The organism is Leptospira stimsonii (genome assembly GCF_003545885.1).
GTDB classification, from domain to species: domain Bacteria; phylum Spirochaetota; class Leptospiria; order Leptospirales; family Leptospiraceae; genus Leptospira; species Leptospira stimsonii.
The window spans coordinates 1-15,900 of sequence record NZ_QHCT01000008.1 but is presented as its reverse complement, the minus strand read 5'-3'; the positions used below and the strand labels follow the sequence as shown (position 1 = coordinate 15,900).

The window sequence follows — 15,900 nt, the reverse complement described above, 5'->3', positions numbered from 1 at the left end:
TGTAAAAAAGACAAAAAATATTTTCTAGTCCGTCGTAAGTTTTTAAAAGTGTCAAAATGGTAGCATTGACTAGGCATTTCTGTTTTTCGGAATTCTTAGTTACATTGTTGCTTTGATACAGATAGAACGGGAGTTTTTGGATGAAATCACGCGGACTTCGCATTTTTACTTTAAGCTTTGTTATACTTTTTGTTCTTAATTTTTCAGTAGTTCGAACAGTTCGAAATTTTTTTAGCTCGATGGCCGCAGCTGTCACGACCGGTATCCCTCAAAAGCTTCCAGTCATTGAAGCGAATCACGACGGTTCTGCTTCAACTTCGATTCCGATTGATGTTCCGCAAGGAACGAAAGGTGTGATTCCGTCTCTCGCTCTTTCTTACAACTCAAGAGGTGGAAATGGAGTTTTAGGGGTTGGATGGGATCTATCAGGAATTCATACAATTTCAAGGAATCCGTCTTACGGAATTTCGTATAACGGAACCGATTCCTATTCTTCTTCGCTTGCGGGGGAGCTAATCGATGTTAGTGGGAATCGTTCAGCCTTTCATTCTAGGAAAGAGTCCTGGATTTTGTTTGTTCCTCAAGGAACCTGCGGAGACGGGCCTTGTTCTTGGGTTGCGACCGACAAGGATGGAAAAAAGTTCACTTTCGGTGGAACTCCGGATTCAAGAATCGGAGCGATCGGAAGAACGGCTGGTTCAATTCGGGAATGGGCACTGAGTCGGGAAGAGGATTCTTTTGGCAATGGCTACAATGTAACCTATACTCCGATGGACAATACAAATGGGGATTATTATCCTTCTACAATTTCTTACAATGATCGCCAAATTCAATTTTCGTATGAAAATCGAAACGACAAGTTTCCAAGTTACTCACAAGGTTCGATCGTAAAAACGCAAAAGAGACTCGATACAATCGAAATCTTTATTTCCGGAAGCTCATTTCGAAAATACGATTTGGACTATACGACCGGTCCCGTGACTGGGCGTTCTATTTTGCAATCCTTGAAACGGTCCGGAAGTAACAACTTCGGAGTGGAAAATTATGATGATCTTACCTTTTCATATTCCGATCACGCGGGTCAATTTTCGATAGTCGGAGTCGGAACTGCTAATCGCTCGAATACGGGAACAATGGCGGTGTTCGTTCCTGACTTCTTGTTAGATATAGCGAACGTATTTTTCAACCAAGAGCTTCCGTATCATCCTTCATTCTTAGATTCCAACGTGGATCTTGCTATGCAATTCATCGTTAAGATGCCGGTGCCAGATCGGAACGCATGTAACGCGGGCCTTGCTTCTTGTTTGTGTGCAATCATTCCGATGTGTACGGGAGGCAATCCCGCATTCTTTAACTATGTTGCAACCAATTGTGCGGCATTCCAGGGTTGGGGTGGAGTGAATGGTTGTTTGAACGGAATTGATACTGCACTTGTTGCGTGGGTGTCGATGGATGTAAACGGGGACGGTATCAGCGACTTTGCAACGCTAAACGGAGATCAAAATAACGGAAGCATTCATCTTTCTGGGAATATAATTCAAAACAACGGGTCATCCTTTCCATTTGCGGATAGTGCAAGCCTTCCTATCTTTTACAATACATTCTATCAAGCAGTCGATTTAAACGGGGACTCTAAAACCGATTTCGCATACGAATACAACGGAAGTCTTTGGGTCATTTATTCGAATGGTACTTCTTTTTCTTCTCCGACTCAATTTGGGAACGTCAACATGGATGGGGCTGTTCGCAATATGACGATTTTTAGCCCTTACGAATATCAATACCAATACTCGCCTCAGAACCCAACGCCTGTAACAAATGACAGAGCCTTAAAAGATTACTTCGCTGATTTAAACGGCGATAATCTGGTGGATTTTATTCACTACTCCGGAGGCTCTTTTCAAGTCTATATCAACCGCAAAACATTCTTTGATAATCCGATTTCGATCGGAGGCTTTTCTGATTCTTTTATCAATGCGATGATTGATATGACGGGGGATGGGAAAGCAGATCACGTTCAGTTGGTGCAGTCCTTTGACAATTCCGTTTTAATCGGACTGAGTGGACAAAGAGATGCTCTGAACAATCAGATGAATATACTTCAACAACAAAATCAAAGAGCGCAGGATGTGGTTGATTTGATTGCTTCCGGGAATGCGGCTTCTATCAATCCAACTGAGTTTCAGTATTTAATCGATTATTTTAATATTCATTGCGGCTTAGGTTGTATTTTAACCGTTGTGGCCTTACAAGGTTCCAGTGGAGGAACGACTCTGACTCCCGCAAATGCCGCAAGTCTTACGAATGACCTTCAAAACATAGTAGCCAATGAAATTGGTCCCTTAGCTCAACAAAGTCAGACTATATCTACTCAGATCGGAACAATCCTTGCCGCCGGAACTGGTGGAAATGCAACGTATTCAATACAGATAAGATCTTTTAACACGAGCAATGGAACCTCCCAAGTGAGAAGTTACCCGATCAGTGGCCCAGTTGATCCTTTTAAGAGCACGCTTACTGACGCAAATGGAGACGGAAATCTTGACCTGGTTACATTTTCGGGAACACAAGCAGTTGTTTCTCTTTTTACTGGAAACGGTTTTACAAGTCCGATCTATTCTTCCTTAAATTCAGGAGATCCTACTAAGTTAATTCAGTTTAATTTTGGAGAAGTGAATGGAGACGGCTTCCCGGATTTGGTTTTGATGAATTTAGGCAACCACCAGTACGAAACCTATCTTTCCAAAGGAGATGGAAGTTTTGTACTGAATTCTACTTATTCCTTTGGTAGTTTTTCTTTTAATGAATTCAATGACGCCGCTGGAATTAAACGATCGGATTCGTATCAAATCTGGATTTCAGATATGAATAACGATGGGATCTCGGATCTCAGTGTTGCCTACATTTCCGCTGACAAAACAGTTGGACAAGTTTCCTATCGATACAATGCCGCTCGAAATTCCGGTGAAGACATGCTCCAGGTAGTTTCGAATAACTCCGGTGGTCAAAGATCTTTGGTTCAATACGGCCTTGCGAGCTTACATGCAGGTGCCGTGGTTTCCGGTTCCGGAAACTATCCGAATGTTCCGAATACTTCTCCGAGTTATCTCGCAGTTCAAACGACTCAGGAACTTTCAGCTGGGATTATCAAAAGAACCAATTATCAATATTCAAACGATCGTATGTTTCTTGGAACAAGAGGGATTGGGAGAAGTTTAGGTTTTGCTTCGGTGAAAGAAACCGACGTGGATACTGGGTTTTATTCTATAACCGATTATATTCAAAACGACTATCGGCTAGCTGGAGTCCCACAAGGATCGAGAAGTTACAACGCATCCAATAACCTTTTGAGTTCTTCGAACAATTCTTCATTTAGTTTTCCGAATCCGTTTGGAACTGAGATTGCGGTTGCGGGATCGGTAAATTCGAGTTTTTACCAAAATGGATCCTTAGTAACGACTTCTTCGAAAGCAATCACGTATGATTCTTTCGGTTTTGCTACAAGTGAAACCGATTCGTTAGGATCTCACACGGTTACAAACACGACTCAGTATTCTCACGATACTGCGGCCTGGAGAATCGGGAGAGTTTTGAGGAGCCGAAAGAATGTGGATGGAACCTGGGTTTCAGATTCGCAACTGAGTTATTCCGGGGACAAGGTTCTTACTCAAACTCAATTTCCTTCGAGTGCGTCTCCTTTAACTTCAACTTTCGGTTATGATTCTTTTGGGAACGTGACTTCGGTAACGGATCCAAGCGGGGGAGTGAGTACGATAGTGTATGATTCTTCTTTCAATCTGTTTCCAGTAACTAAGACGAATGCTGTTGGACATAGTTCAACTTGTGTCTACGATCCAGAGCTTGGTTTAGAATTAACCAAGACGGATCCGAACGGTGCGACTACTTCCATGTCGTATGACGCGTATGGAAGAATTTTGAGCATTACGTATCCAGGGAACGCTAGCCCGAATGAAATGTATTCATACACGAATACCGGTCTTTTTGATCTAAACAATTTGGCAAACAACGAGTCCGTCACAAAGAACGTGATCGATTCTGTAAGCGGGAACACAAGTACAACCCAGACCTTTGAGGATCCAATGGGAAAAACGATTCGTTCCATTAGCAATACGTCTCTTTCCGGCGTGAATCAAATTCAAGATAGCGTCTATGATTACGCTCAGGGGAAATTGATTCAACAATCGAATTCCTATCTTAGTATCCAGACTCCGCAACAAACAAGATATCAATATAATGACCCCGATGGAAATCTTACCACGATATTAGAACCGAGTGCAAACGGAACGATCCAGACAAACGTTACGAATTCTGGGTTTACGGAAACAAAAACCACTTTGTATCCAGACGGTTTGACTTCTACAGTGAGTGAAACTAAAAACGAGCTCGGTCAAATAGTAAGCCGAACTAACCAAGGAAGAACGACTCAATACTCTTACTCTCCGTTTGGAGGGATTGCAAGCGTTACCGATCCTGGAGGATTGACTACGACCTTCGGATATGATTCCTTGGGAAGAAAAGTTTCGACGCAAGATCCAAATTCAGGGACCATTACACTTACTTATGATTCCAATTGGAGAATCGCAAGTCAAACCGATGCAAGAGGGAAAGCGATCAGTTTTACATATGACGGTTTGGGAAGAATTCTTACCCAAAGCACGAACGGCCCCGAAGCACCCGTTCAGTTTGTATATGACGACGGAAGTGTGCCATTCTCAAAGGGACGCGTAACACAAGTTACCGATGGAACCGGAAAGACTGAATTTACTTATAGCCAGAAAGGGGAAGTTATCCAGAAGAAAAAATACATCGATGATATCATCGCTATCTTCAAAACGGATTACGATTCCCTAAGCAGGCCACTCACTCAAACGTTTCCCGATGGAACCAAGACGCACAATCTTTATTCGATCAACGGAACAGTTTCGAATATAACGATTGATTCTGCCGATGGAACGAGTGTAGGACATTCTGTTGTTAGCTACCAAGGACCATACTTGGATACAAATGGAAATCCATCGATCAAAAGGGTGACTGGAAACGGTGTGACGATGGAAATCGCTTACGAACCGATCGAAAGAAAACCGATCGCGATCGTAACGAAAAAGCCTGACGGGAGCGTGATCGGAAATACGGAATATACTTACGACGGGAAAAGAAACATCACGAAGATCGATGACAAGTTAAATCCCGGAAGAACACAAACTTTCACGTTAGACAACTTAGACCGGGTAACAAGTGCGACCGGAAAATACGGAACACAGAATTACTCTTACTCTGCAAATGGAAACCTACTTCAAAAAGGGAATTTCACACATAGCTACGGAGACGGAAACCACGCAAACGCAGTGACGGCGGCGACAAGTGCAAGCACTGGAACCATGAACTACACTTATGATGCAAGCGGGAATATGGTTTCAAGAAATGGAGACGTTCTTCGCTATGACAGCTTTGGAAAATTGATCGAGATCACACCGAACGGCGTAACTTCTTCAATCAATTACAACTACGATTATTCTGGAAATCGAATTAAGACTGTATCCGATGCGGCTTTGACAACGACGTATTCTTTCGGTGATAGCTATGAGATTGTAAGAGCTTCCGGGCTTCCTGAAAAACATACAATCTATGTAAAAGGAATCGAGGGAGAAATTGTGGCTCAGTGGACAAGAGAAGATGCCACTTTACAACTCACAGACTCAAGCTTAGAAAAAGAAAATCAAGTTGCAACTTCAATCGTGGGAACTCTTGCTAAACCGTTTTGCAAAGATGTAGAGATCGATTGCGGGGATTATTGGAAGAGTCGAATTGGAAAACAAGTTTATTCGTTCTTAGGATATTCTTCTTATTTTCAAGAAGGAGTTCCTACAAAACTCTACAACGCAATTTACTTCCTAATCTTACTTGGCATCCTTTATCTTGCCTATCCTTACTTTCTTAGAGGAAACGCCCTTTTGCAAGAAATGTCTTGGAAAGGAGCGGGAACTCCCGCTTTGATTTTAGCGATGTTTGTGATTACTTCTTTGCCAGGATGCGGGATATTGCCGGGAGGAAATGGATCAGGAGATCCCCCTTGGGTTCTTGCTTTGGGCGCGAATGTGAATCCGAGTGTTCCAAGTATTCAAAACGGAAACTCAGGTTCTTCCGGTGGTGGAATCAATGGAGGAGCTCCGGTTAATGGAATGTTTTTCTATCATCCGGATCATTTAGGCTCAGTGACAATGATTACAGATGGATACGGAAACCCTGCATCGGGACCAGAGCCAGGCGTAAGCTACGTTTCTTACGAACCTTATGGATCAATTAACAGAAATGACTCGTATGGCCCGGATATCTTCCGGTACAAATACACCGGGCAGATTGAGGACAAGGAATCAGGACTCTATTTTTACAAAGCAAGATATTATGAACCGACTTTGGGAAGGTTTTTGCAAGCTGATAGCCAGGTTATGCCTGATTCACCTAACGGAATGAACCGTTATATGTATGTCGATGGCAATCCTGCAAAGCTGCGAGATCCGTCAGGACACGTTGGTCTTCCTGGGTTAATACACATGTTTAACCGGATTGTCGGTCATGCGATGGGGAAGGACTTTGGGCAACATGGAATTAATAAAGTTGGGCATGGAATTTCAAATGGGGTAAATGGTGCGATTTCTAAGTCATCAAGATGGGTTGCAGGAAGAACGTCGGTTAGGAGCTGGGTAAGACCAATCGTTAAGCACCAGATTAACGAGAGATATGGTAATAAAGCCTTTATTGATAGTAAGATTCAAGGTGCTATTTTTTTAAAGATTCAAATTGAGGTAAGTAAATCGAAGGGCTTAAAGGTTGATGAAGATAAAGAGTGGCAAAACTTTTTTCAAGATTTGGCTTCCGATTATGTTTCAAATTATGTTGAAGGAGCGGTCATATCCCATTTTGCATTAGGTAAGGTTACTAATGCGATGAATTCGGCGCTTGGAGATGCATCGGCTGTCGCAATTGTAGTTAATCCGTATGTTGGCGCTCTTTCCTATGCGTATGTGGTAGGCAAACGCTTTTATCGTTTGTATAAATTGCAAAAGAAAGCTGAAGAACTTCAAGGAGAATGAAAAGAGTGAAAATTAAAAGTCTGATTTACTTAATAGTGACTATTGCAATATTGAATTGCAATCACTCCCACACTGAAAATGAAGACGATTATCGACATAGACTGAAGATGGTCGAAGCATCAATCTTAAATTTTTGCGGGTTTCCTACTCCAATTGGATTTGCTACGCCAAATCCATTTGGATTTTTAGGTCCACTTTTCCCGACAGATATTAAGTTCTATCGTGCCAAAGATGTGAACTATTGTATCGGACAAGTATTGTTGAATACTAAATGTGGGGATAGTTACGGCTCAACTATTTTGAATATACGCCTTGTCGAATCTGCATTTTGCAATCCACCAAAAAAATGCGCAATTAGTGATGTGGATTTCGGGAGAGGTGGATTATGCTTTGATTAATTATTGCAGCGTATCTCCTCTGTGAAAGCTAAAATGGAAGGTCCGGATATTCAGGCCTTCCAAAAATCTCTCAGAACGAGTCGTGTGTCGGAGCGAATATATTATTCGCTCATTGCCAACGATTTCCGATGGAAGTGTGATTTTGTCCCGATAGAAGAAAGAACTTTGCGTTAAGGATCGATGCGTGGTCAAGTTATTGAAAGTTCGGAAGATATTATATTTCAGAATGAATTTACCAATAACTTGACCGAAGCGGAGAGCCTGGGCCGCGAAGCGGCAACGCCCGAATAAACTAAAACGATCAACGGAACAGTTTCGAATATAACGATTGATTCTGCCGATGGAAATCGCTTACGAACCGATCGAAAGAAAACCGATCGCGATCGTAACGAAAAAGCCGGATGGAAGCGTGATCGGAAATACGGAATATACATACGACGGGAAAAGAAACATCACTAAGATTGATGACAAGTTGAATCCTGGAAGAACACAAACTTTCACGTTAGACAACTTAGACCGGGTAACAAGTGCGACCGGAAAATACGGAACACAGAATTACTCTTACTCTGCAAATGGAAACCTACTTCAAAAAGGGAATTTCACACATAGCTACCGGAGACGGAAACCACGCAAACGCAGTGACAGCGGCAACGAGTGCAAGCACTGGAACCATGAACTACACTTATGACGCAAGTGGGAATATGGTTTCAAGAAATGGAGACGTTCTTCGCTATGACAGTTTTGGAAAACTAATCGAGATCACACCGAACGGCGTAACTTCTTCAATCAATTACAACTACGATTATACTGGAAATCGAATTAAGACTGTATCCGATGCGGCTTTGACAACGACGTATTCTTTCGGGGACAGTTACGAGATTGTTAGAGCTTCCGGGCTTCCAGAAAAACATACAATCTATGTAAAAGGAATTGAAGGTGAAATTGTGGCTCAGTGGACAAGAGAAGATGCCACTTTGCAACTCACAGACTCAAACTTAGAAGAAGAAAATCAAGTTGCAACTTCAATCGTGGGAACTCTTACTAGACCGTTTTGCAAAGACGTTGTGATCGACTGTGGAGACTATTGGAAGAGTCGAATTGGAAAACAAGTCTATTCGTTCTTAGGATATTCTTCGTATTTTCAAGAAGGAGTTCCTACAAAACTCTACAATGCAATTTACTTCCTAATCTTACTTGGCATCCTTTATCTTGCCTATCCTTACTTTCTTAGAGGAAACGCCCTTTTGCAAGAGCTGTCTTGGAAAGGAGCGGGAACTCCCGCTTTGATTCTTGCGATGTTTGTGATTACTTCTTTGCCAGGATGCGGGATATTGCCGAGAGGAAATGGATCAGGCGACCCTCCTTGGGTTCTTGCAATGGGCGCAAATGTAAATCCAAGTGTACCAAGTATTCAGAACGGAAACTCCGGAACATCTGGTGGAGGAATCAACGGTGGAACTCCGGTCAACGGAATGTTTTTCTATCATCCGGATCATTTAGGATCCGTGATAATGATTACTGATGGATACGGAAATCCAGCATCAGGTCCAGAGCCAGGCGTAAGCTACGTTTCTTACGAGCCTTACGGATCAATTAACAGAAATGACTCATATGGCCCTGATATTTTCAGATACAAATACACGGGTCAGATTGAAGACAAGGAATCAGGGCTCTATTTTTACAAAGCGAGATATTACGAACCGACTTTGGGAAGGTTTTTGCAAGCTGATAGTCAGGTGATGCCGGATTCGCCTAACGGAATGAATCGATATATGTATGTGGATGGAAATCCTGCGAAGTTGCGTGACGCAAGCGGAAATCGCATTTCAACACCACTTGCTTGGGGATTGATGGGGGCACTCGCCGCTCCTCAATTTGGTTTAACTGCTGAACAAGGTTTTATGTTAGGCTATGGTATTGGAAATAAAATTCATCGTGATAATAAAAAGTCGGACATTGAAAAAGCGGCTGGTGGCCTTGGCAAGGGTATTCAAAGAGCGACATTTGTTGAAAAAGGGAGAGGGTTATTTGTCCAAGCGAAAATGGATATAAGCCAAGATGTTTCCTTTGAATGTGATGGATGGAATGGATGCCGAATCGAAATTGGAAGTCCGACTTTATTTTTCTATTTCCAAGTTGGCAAAACAGTAATTACAACTGGTTCTGGCGGAGGCGGTTGTGACGTTGAAGACAACGGTAAAGGGCATAAATGTTAAAGTTTATTTTGAAGGACTTAAAAGAGAATGAAAAGAACAATCTTTTATTTTAGAACGTTAATTACGTTAATAATTATATCGGATTGTATGCCTGCAGGGTATGGTAGAGTATTACAGGAAAACGAAAAGGAACTTAGATCATATAATTATGAAATATTGAACAAGGGGCAATATGAAAAATCATTAAATTTTCCCAAAATTAAATTTTATATTCTTCGTAACCAAGAAAAGGTGAAAGAGATTTTAGAAGATGAAAACAATGGCTTTTCTGAACAAAATTCTCTAAATGAATTTAAAGACACACTGAGTCCGAAGTCCTTAGTGATAATGGTAATTTCTGAAAATATAAATCAAAGAATTGAATCAGCTTCAATTAATGGAGAAGAGGCAGTTTCGAGTATCGGATTTCAATATGATCAAATGAAAATAAAATCTACTACTGGAGGATTTCCAGGAAGGGGGCAGTTTTCTGTTGAAAGGGAGGAAATAATTCCGATATCGAAAATGGATGAAATAAAAAGTAAAATTAAGTATAAGGGATATGGGAGTGCTAATGTTGAGTTATTACAATCCAACCGATACTTAATAGCGTTTGCAAATGGAGTCGAAACTATTCAGAAAAATAGTGTTCTGATTGTTTATTTTTCTGACAAGTCGAGAATTATTCTTTTTCTGTAATGTAATCATATTTGTCATCTTTAACAATCATTTTAATAAATTAGTATTGTAATTTAGAGCATATACGCACTTTGCAATTTTTTAAAGGTAAAATGAATAATCACATCTCATTTAAAATTATTATTGTTTTATACTATGAAAACAAGAAAGCATATAATAAATTTAAGGAATAGCAAAATGATAAAAATGGAATTTATGAAAATAAAAAAGAAACTTTTAATATTCTGTCTTTTGATCGGACTTTCTCTGCAAAATTGCAAACCAAATAATGGAGATGATAATGCGTCTTTATTGGCCCTGCTTTTTACTTCGAACATAGCTTCAGCTTGCGCTACGCCAAAAATAACAACTTCCGATCTACCGTTGAGATTTGTGCCGTATTCAATATTGACAAACCAATATGTCGGTGGATTAGCTTATGTAGAGAATCTTGAGTTCGGTCGCAGGATAAATTTAAAGATGACGACATCGGATCCAAGTAAATACGCACCGCTATTCTATAAAGCCAGTGGGCCTTGCGATGTGCCTCAAAGTTATTCTATTTCATCTTTAAATAGCTATCGATTCTTATTTGCAAGTGGCAATAGAATAAATTCAACGATGGTTTCTTTGACTGGTAGCCTGATGGTGATGAGCGCTTCAAGAAGTACATCAAAAGTAATTCCGACTGATATTTCAGTGTCATTAGACTCAAAAGCAGTTTGTAAAACTCCTATCATTGCAACTACGACAATAAAACCATTGATATTCGATTTCGAAGGTGCTACTTCCATTGCGATCGTTAAAATTGATAATTACGTTCCGAATCAATTAATTTCGCTTACTTCAACAACTTCGAGTTTAACTAACTTTTCTCCTATGGCTGTTCAGGGTAGTGATCCTTGTTTTCCAACTTCTTTTAAAGGTATTGCCCTTGGTAGCAATAATGTTTCGCAAATCAAATAAGTTGGTTCTCTGATACGGTTTCGGGTCCGATCACAGTCCTTTTTCAATATCCGGACAGTATTACCTCGGCTCCAGCAGACATTCAGATTCAACTCCAATAACTTTTTGAATTTAGGTTGAGAATTGATTTGAAATCGTTTTTAATTTCGATTTGCATTCTTATTATTTCGAATTGCTGGATGCGATATAACTCTGACGCGAGAGGAATCGATATAAATAAGCTTACAAAAAAAGGAATATCGAATCAAAATTCTGAAAAACAACGTATTTGTTATCGCGAATTAGATAATTGTTTTTTAAATTGCAATGAACGTTTTCCTTCTACACAAAGACCTAACTACATTCCAAGAGGTAGTTGTCGAGATTCATGCGTAAATACAATAAGAGAAAATACGGAATGTATGATTTATTATCAATCCAGTCGCAAATAAAACAAGATTTCTAAAATTAAACTTCTCACCTTATTGAGATGAATAGGGCAACTATTAATAATAACGGTTACTCTTTTTCGGGGATAATGGATCCGAAATCGACAGGAGTTTTCAAAAAAATATTTCGACTACTAACAAATCGTAGAGCCGTTCGGTATCCTGAATATTTCAAAATCGCTTCGCGTTCTAATTGACTTAGTTTAATTCCTAATATTCTTTCGTGTTCATCTAAGTCGCTCTCGTTTATTTCGACTGCTTTTACGTTCATAAAGTGTTTCATCAGTTGGCCCTCAGCAATTCCTAAAAAATAGTGACATAGATAAAATAAGGGAATTAGATAAGATAAACTACTGGTTCTAAGTTTTAATAATCTCAGAACTGATTTTTCATTCATCTTTATTCTTCCCGATGCTTCGTTCACGGATTGGTTTTCTGTTATGGGCAATACCTAATTTAGTCAATATTCCTAAAACAGCAGGGTGGTTTGATTGCCCTATAAAGACTTGATAAACTGTGTAATAAGGGATTCCTAATGGTTTAACGATTCGAGCAATATCTGAAATAGGCTTTCTTAAATTCGCAATTTTCTTACAAGCTTCAATAAGCTCAGGCTTATAGAGTTTGCGCTTGATGTCTTTTGAGTCCAAAGTTGAATTTTCTTCGTTAATCGATTCTTGCTCGGACATTCTTTTTTACGATTTGCTTAATCATAAACCCATTCTTGAAGCCCCTGGTCATCCAGCCAGTCATGGTAACCCTTTAACATATTTCGTTTTTCTAAATAATATTCTTGAAGTGCACATCTTGTAATAAGGAGGTCAATAGTCTCAGCATCGGTTCGGAGCTTTTCGTCTGTAGTTTTCAGATCAATGAGCTTCATGCTCAATTTCAAAGATTCGAGCTTGTAGCTATTCATTTGCGAAATCCTTAATATCCAAAATTTTATCTTCTTGTTTTCTTTATTTTTTCCGGTTTAGCTTCTTGTCGTATACTAAGGGTGCGTAACGAATCTTTCCTTTGTTAGTTTTCTTGAGACAATTGAACTTTCTTGTTAGCCAAGGAAAGGTTTGAAACGATTAATTCTCCTTTGATAAGAAAGAATGATCCTCTGGTCGGTCGAAGTTTGGAATTTTTGTTAAATTCTTGCTCTTTAAAAGGGGTCATTGCTAATTCCTCTTAACTTCTTGCAGGAAAAGAGTCAGTCGAACTATAAATTGCATTATACAATTAGTCAATTTAAAAAAATTGCCACATACAAGAAAATGACAGATCCCGAAGTACTGGAACGCCTTAAAATTGTTTTTAAATATCTAAAAACGGCAAAAAAGTTAAATCAGAAGATGCTTTCTTTGAAATTCGGGGTATCCGAAAGCACTATTACTCGATTACAGAATGGTGAGAACGTAATTACCCCTAGATTTCTGTCTCAATTGAGATCTATGTTCAGTGTTTCAGATGAGTGGGTCGTAAGCGGAAAAGGAGAAATGCTTCTTCCGGACGAGAATTTTAATTCTGATATTGAAGAAGAAGATCTAAAATTGCTTCAAAGCATTCGCAAGAAAGCAGGTTTAGTGGATTTAATAGGAATCCTTTTGAAACTTTCAGATCGAAATTTATCTGCAATCAAAGTGTTGGCGGAAAAATTAGATCCAAAGTGATTTTTGTTAATTTCTTTTTTTGAATTCTAAGTAAAAAATAATCTGTTTGAGTTTTTTTGGTAAATGTGACATAATTTTCATTATGTCACAAGTAATAGAGAAACTTGCAGTCAAAAAAATCATCGGCCTGGAATCCCCAGACGTCCTTCAGAAAATTAAAGAATTTGTTTCTAAAATTTATTTAGATGCCGGTTATACAAATTCGCCTTGGAAAAACGTAAATTATGATTATTGGTCTACTTGGTTCTATGTGGAAGGGGAAGAGGGAATTCTTGCCGCGATGAGAATTACTGAAAAGTTTCCCTGGAATTTTATTCCGCTCGAAGTTGCGTTTATTAAAGGAAGCGAATTCCCCCCAAAAAGGTACGGAGTTCTTGAAGAGAATGTTGCCGATTGGAATTCGGTTTCATTCATAAAAAGTGCAAAAGGCGGGAAAGCCGCTAAGTTAACTTTCATTGAAACGGCAAGACATTGCGTGAAGAAAGGTTATGATATGGTTTACGGTATGTATAATCCAAAGCTATCCGGGATTGAAAGAATTTACTTTCGAGAGGGCGCTTTAGAGTCAGTAAGATATATGGGCCCAATGTATTTTCCTGGGTTCTATCTAAATGGTGAAATGTCTTGGTTCGAAGTGGTAGAAATCGGAAAAGAGTGTTTACAGAAAATTGCCTCAAAAATAATATAACTAACATATTTTTGAGGAGAATTTGTCGTTTTGATTAGCACTGGTATCGGAATATTCGCTTTCTCTTTAGGATTGTATGTTCGAATCTTTGCTCCGAAAGAGCCAGTTCGAAATTATTTTTTCTATCTGACAATTTCTCTTTCTTTATGGATGCTTTTTCTTGGACAGAGAGGCTCGTTCGGGCTTGAACATCGAAATCTTCTCATCAATTGGACTTTGTTACCGATTATTTTTGCCCCTTACTTGTTGCATGAGGTCGTTTCTTCTTTGTTAACGGTTAAACGTAGTAATATATTTAGGAAATTTGAATATACTACTAATTTCATACTTTTAGTATATTTCTCAATTGTAATTTTGACTTGTAATGTAGTCAAGATTCGGGAACCAGAAAATTTTTCTTATTCTCCTACCTGGAATTACCATTTAATCATCGGCTACTGTTGCTTTTACATACTCATCTCCTGCTTTGAAGCTTTTTTTTCGATTTTTAAAAGTCGCGGAGACGAAAGGGTAAAAGCCTTTTTGTTATTTTCAGGTATTATTATTTCTCTTTCCATTTCGCTGATTTTCGTTTATATTTTACCTCTGCTCGGTTACTTTTTAGCTTCTAAATCTGCCTTTGGAATAATTGTCTCTTCGGCCTTTTGGACTATAGCAATTTTACACTATGATGCCTTTAGTATCCGTGAGAATATTTTAGAAGGGAATCCGATTCCTATATTAACTCGATTGTCTTCTTCTTTTTTCTTGGTATTGTTCAGAATATTGGATCCAAGTGAATATTATATGAGGCTTCTTGTTAGTAAGGCGAATATCGTTTTAAGCGTTACGTCTAAGAACCATGAGCTTGCGATGTCGACAGATTTAGAAAGGTTTGAGCGAGCTGAAATGGTCGCCGGAATCTATCAAAATCGTATAAAATAGTAATTATTTATTATTTCTGTGGTGAATCTCGTTGCAATTGTTTTAATTCAAATTAAGGTTTCGATTCTATGATCCATAAACTTTGTTGGTAATTGTAGTATCAGTATTCAAAAAAGGAACTATCAGCGTCGCTGATTTAAAACGAGTTGATCTAATTAAAAGTAGCTTAACAATTTCAATTCATAGAAAAGTGATTTGAATATAACAATGCCTCGGATATTTACGAAAAAATCGCAAAGCATGATTTTTTTGAGACAGCGGTTGCGGATATTCTTCACGCCGTAGGCGCACTGATGGGATCGATGGTTCTCTCGATGTGTTGCATTGATTACATGGGACTCGCAATTAATCCTGGTCAAAAAAATACCAAGGGTGAGTTTAAGAAGTTCATCACAGACCATATGTCAAAAGCTAACCCGGATTATTCTGATCCGCAGGTTGCCGATGAAATATATGCCGTTCGTAATTCCCTAGTGCATTCATATGGTGACTCAGATGCAACCGCGAAACTGAACCTAGACTTCGTAATCGATCAGATCACGTCCGAAAATCTTCTAACATTTGTCACAAACATTGGTCGAATCGGCCGCTGTAATTGGTGCTGAAGTGACCTTTGCTGCAACTGTGGAAATGATTGGATCGCTCTCAGTAGCCGTGATTTTCGAAATATTGGGTCCTGTGTTTGCAATTCTTGGTGCAATAGCAATTGCTCTTATCGCTACAATTGAATTAATGGAATTAACCGGAGCGATAAGTCCTCCGTCGGGAGGTAAGTTTGGTCCGGGAGTTTAGCCATGTTAAATTAAAAATTCTGAAAGTATTGCTTTTACTCTCTATAACTTTCATCCTG

Annotated in this window: 11 protein-coding genes and 1 pseudogene; 9 read left to right on the top strand and 3 right to left on the bottom strand. The window is 39.3% G+C overall.

Annotated elements, in window-relative coordinates; genetic code table 11:
* Window positions 1–140: 140 nt before the first annotated feature.
* From DLM75_RS20370 to DLM75_RS20350, 5 genes and pseudogenes are all read left to right on the top strand, one after another.
* Window positions 141–7,112 carry an RHS repeat-associated core domain-containing protein gene (locus DLM75_RS20370; protein WP_118970347.1) on the top strand — a complete coding sequence of 2,324 codons (6,972 nt, stop codon included), beginning with the start codon at window positions 141–143 and terminating at the stop codon, window positions 7,110–7,112.
* Window positions 7,109–7,510: a hypothetical protein gene (locus DLM75_RS20365; RefSeq protein WP_118970346.1), complete on the top strand. Its 402-nt coding sequence runs from the start codon at window positions 7,109–7,111 to the stop codon at window positions 7,508–7,510. Before DLM75_RS20370 ends, DLM75_RS20365 begins: the two co-directional genes overlap by 4 nt.
* Before the next feature lie 472 nt (window positions 7,511–7,982).
* Window positions 7,983–9,531: pseudogene (locus tag DLM75_RS20360) on the top strand (RHS repeat-associated core domain-containing protein); the annotation flags it as partial.
* A 282-nt stretch (window positions 9,532–9,813) separates the two neighbouring features.
* Entirely contained in the window at window positions 9,814–10,404 is a 591-nt protein-coding gene (locus DLM75_RS20355; RefSeq protein WP_147456675.1) for a hypothetical protein, read from the top strand.
* A 177-nt stretch (window positions 10,405–10,581) separates the two neighbouring features.
* Entirely contained in the window at window positions 10,582–11,349 is a 768-nt protein-coding gene (locus DLM75_RS20350) for a hypothetical protein (RefSeq protein WP_118970344.1), read from the top strand.
* 498 nt (window positions 11,350–11,847) lie between these two features.
* Here the strand turns inward: DLM75_RS20350 and DLM75_RS25075 are convergent, their stop codons facing one another.
* The 3 genes from DLM75_RS25075 to DLM75_RS20335 all read right to left on the bottom strand — a co-directional run bounded on the left by DLM75_RS25075 (window position 11,848) and on the right by DLM75_RS20335 (window position 12,696).
* Window positions 11,848–12,048 carry an LIMLP_19325 family protein gene (locus DLM75_RS25075; protein WP_429945535.1) on the bottom strand — a complete coding sequence of 67 codons (201 nt, stop codon included), beginning with the start codon at window positions 12,046–12,048 and terminating at the stop codon, window positions 11,848–11,850.
* Between the two features lie 118 nt (window positions 12,049–12,166).
* Window positions 12,167–12,466 carry a hypothetical protein gene (locus tag DLM75_RS20340; protein ID WP_118970342.1) on the bottom strand — a complete coding sequence of 100 codons (300 nt, stop codon included), beginning with the start codon at window positions 12,464–12,466 and terminating at the stop codon, window positions 12,167–12,169.
* 17 nt (window positions 12,467–12,483) lie between these two features.
* Window positions 12,484–12,696, bottom strand: a complete 213-nt coding sequence (locus DLM75_RS20335) for a hypothetical protein (RefSeq protein ID WP_118970341.1) — start codon at window positions 12,694–12,696, stop codon at window positions 12,484–12,486.
* A gap of 346 nt (window positions 12,697–13,042) precedes the next feature.
* Between DLM75_RS20335 and DLM75_RS20330 the strand changes: the two genes are divergently transcribed.
* The 4 genes from DLM75_RS20330 (at window position 13,043) to DLM75_RS20315 (ending at window position 15,842) form a co-directional block, all read left to right on the top strand.
* Window positions 13,043–13,438: a helix-turn-helix domain-containing protein gene (locus DLM75_RS20330; protein WP_118970467.1), complete on the top strand. Its 396-nt coding sequence runs from the start codon at window positions 13,043–13,045 to the stop codon at window positions 13,436–13,438.
* An 82-nt stretch (window positions 13,439–13,520) separates the two neighbouring features.
* Window positions 13,521–14,126 (top strand): LBL_2463 family protein, encoded by a 606-nt coding sequence (locus tag DLM75_RS20325; RefSeq protein WP_118970466.1) that lies wholly within the window; start codon window positions 13,521–13,523, stop codon window positions 14,124–14,126.
* A 30-nt stretch (window positions 14,127–14,156) separates the two neighbouring features.
* Window positions 14,157–15,050, top strand: coding sequence for an LIC10906 family membrane protein (locus DLM75_RS20320; RefSeq protein ID WP_118970340.1), 894 nt, complete (start codon window positions 14,157–14,159; stop codon window positions 15,048–15,050).
* A 561-nt stretch (window positions 15,051–15,611) separates the two neighbouring features.
* Window positions 15,612–15,842, top strand: a complete 231-nt coding sequence (locus tag DLM75_RS20315) for a hypothetical protein (RefSeq protein WP_147456674.1) — start codon at window positions 15,612–15,614, stop codon at window positions 15,840–15,842.
* Window positions 15,843–15,900: the final 58 nt, after the last annotated feature.

Bases quoted from the DNA above. Each gene is read 5' to 3' on its own strand.
- DLM75_RS20370 (WP_118970347.1), top strand. From the start codon at position 141: ATGAAATCACGCGGACTTCGCATTTTTACTTTAAGCTTTGTTATACTT.
- DLM75_RS20365 (WP_118970346.1), top strand. From the start codon at position 7,109: ATGAAAAGAGTGAAAATTAAAAGTCTGATTTACTTAATAGTGACTATT.
- DLM75_RS20355 (WP_147456675.1), top strand. From the start codon at position 9,814: ATGCCTGCAGGGTATGGTAGAGTATTACAGGAAAACGAAAAGGAACTT.
- DLM75_RS20350 (WP_118970344.1), top strand. From the start codon at position 10,582: ATGATAAAAATGGAATTTATGAAAATAAAAAAGAAACTTTTAATATTC.
- DLM75_RS25075 (WP_429945535.1), bottom strand. From the start codon at position 12,048: ATGAACGTAAAAGCAGTCGAAATAAACGAGAGCGACTTAGATGAACAC.
- DLM75_RS20340 (WP_118970342.1), bottom strand. From the start codon at position 12,466: ATGTCCGAGCAAGAATCGATTAACGAAGAAAATTCAACTTTGGACTCA.
- DLM75_RS20335 (WP_118970341.1), bottom strand. From the start codon at position 12,696: ATGAATAGCTACAAGCTCGAATCTTTGAAATTGAGCATGAAGCTCATT.
- DLM75_RS20330 (WP_118970467.1), top strand. From the start codon at position 13,043: ATGACAGATCCCGAAGTACTGGAACGCCTTAAAATTGTTTTTAAATAT.
- DLM75_RS20325 (WP_118970466.1), top strand. From the start codon at position 13,521: ATGTCACAAGTAATAGAGAAACTTGCAGTCAAAAAAATCATCGGCCTG.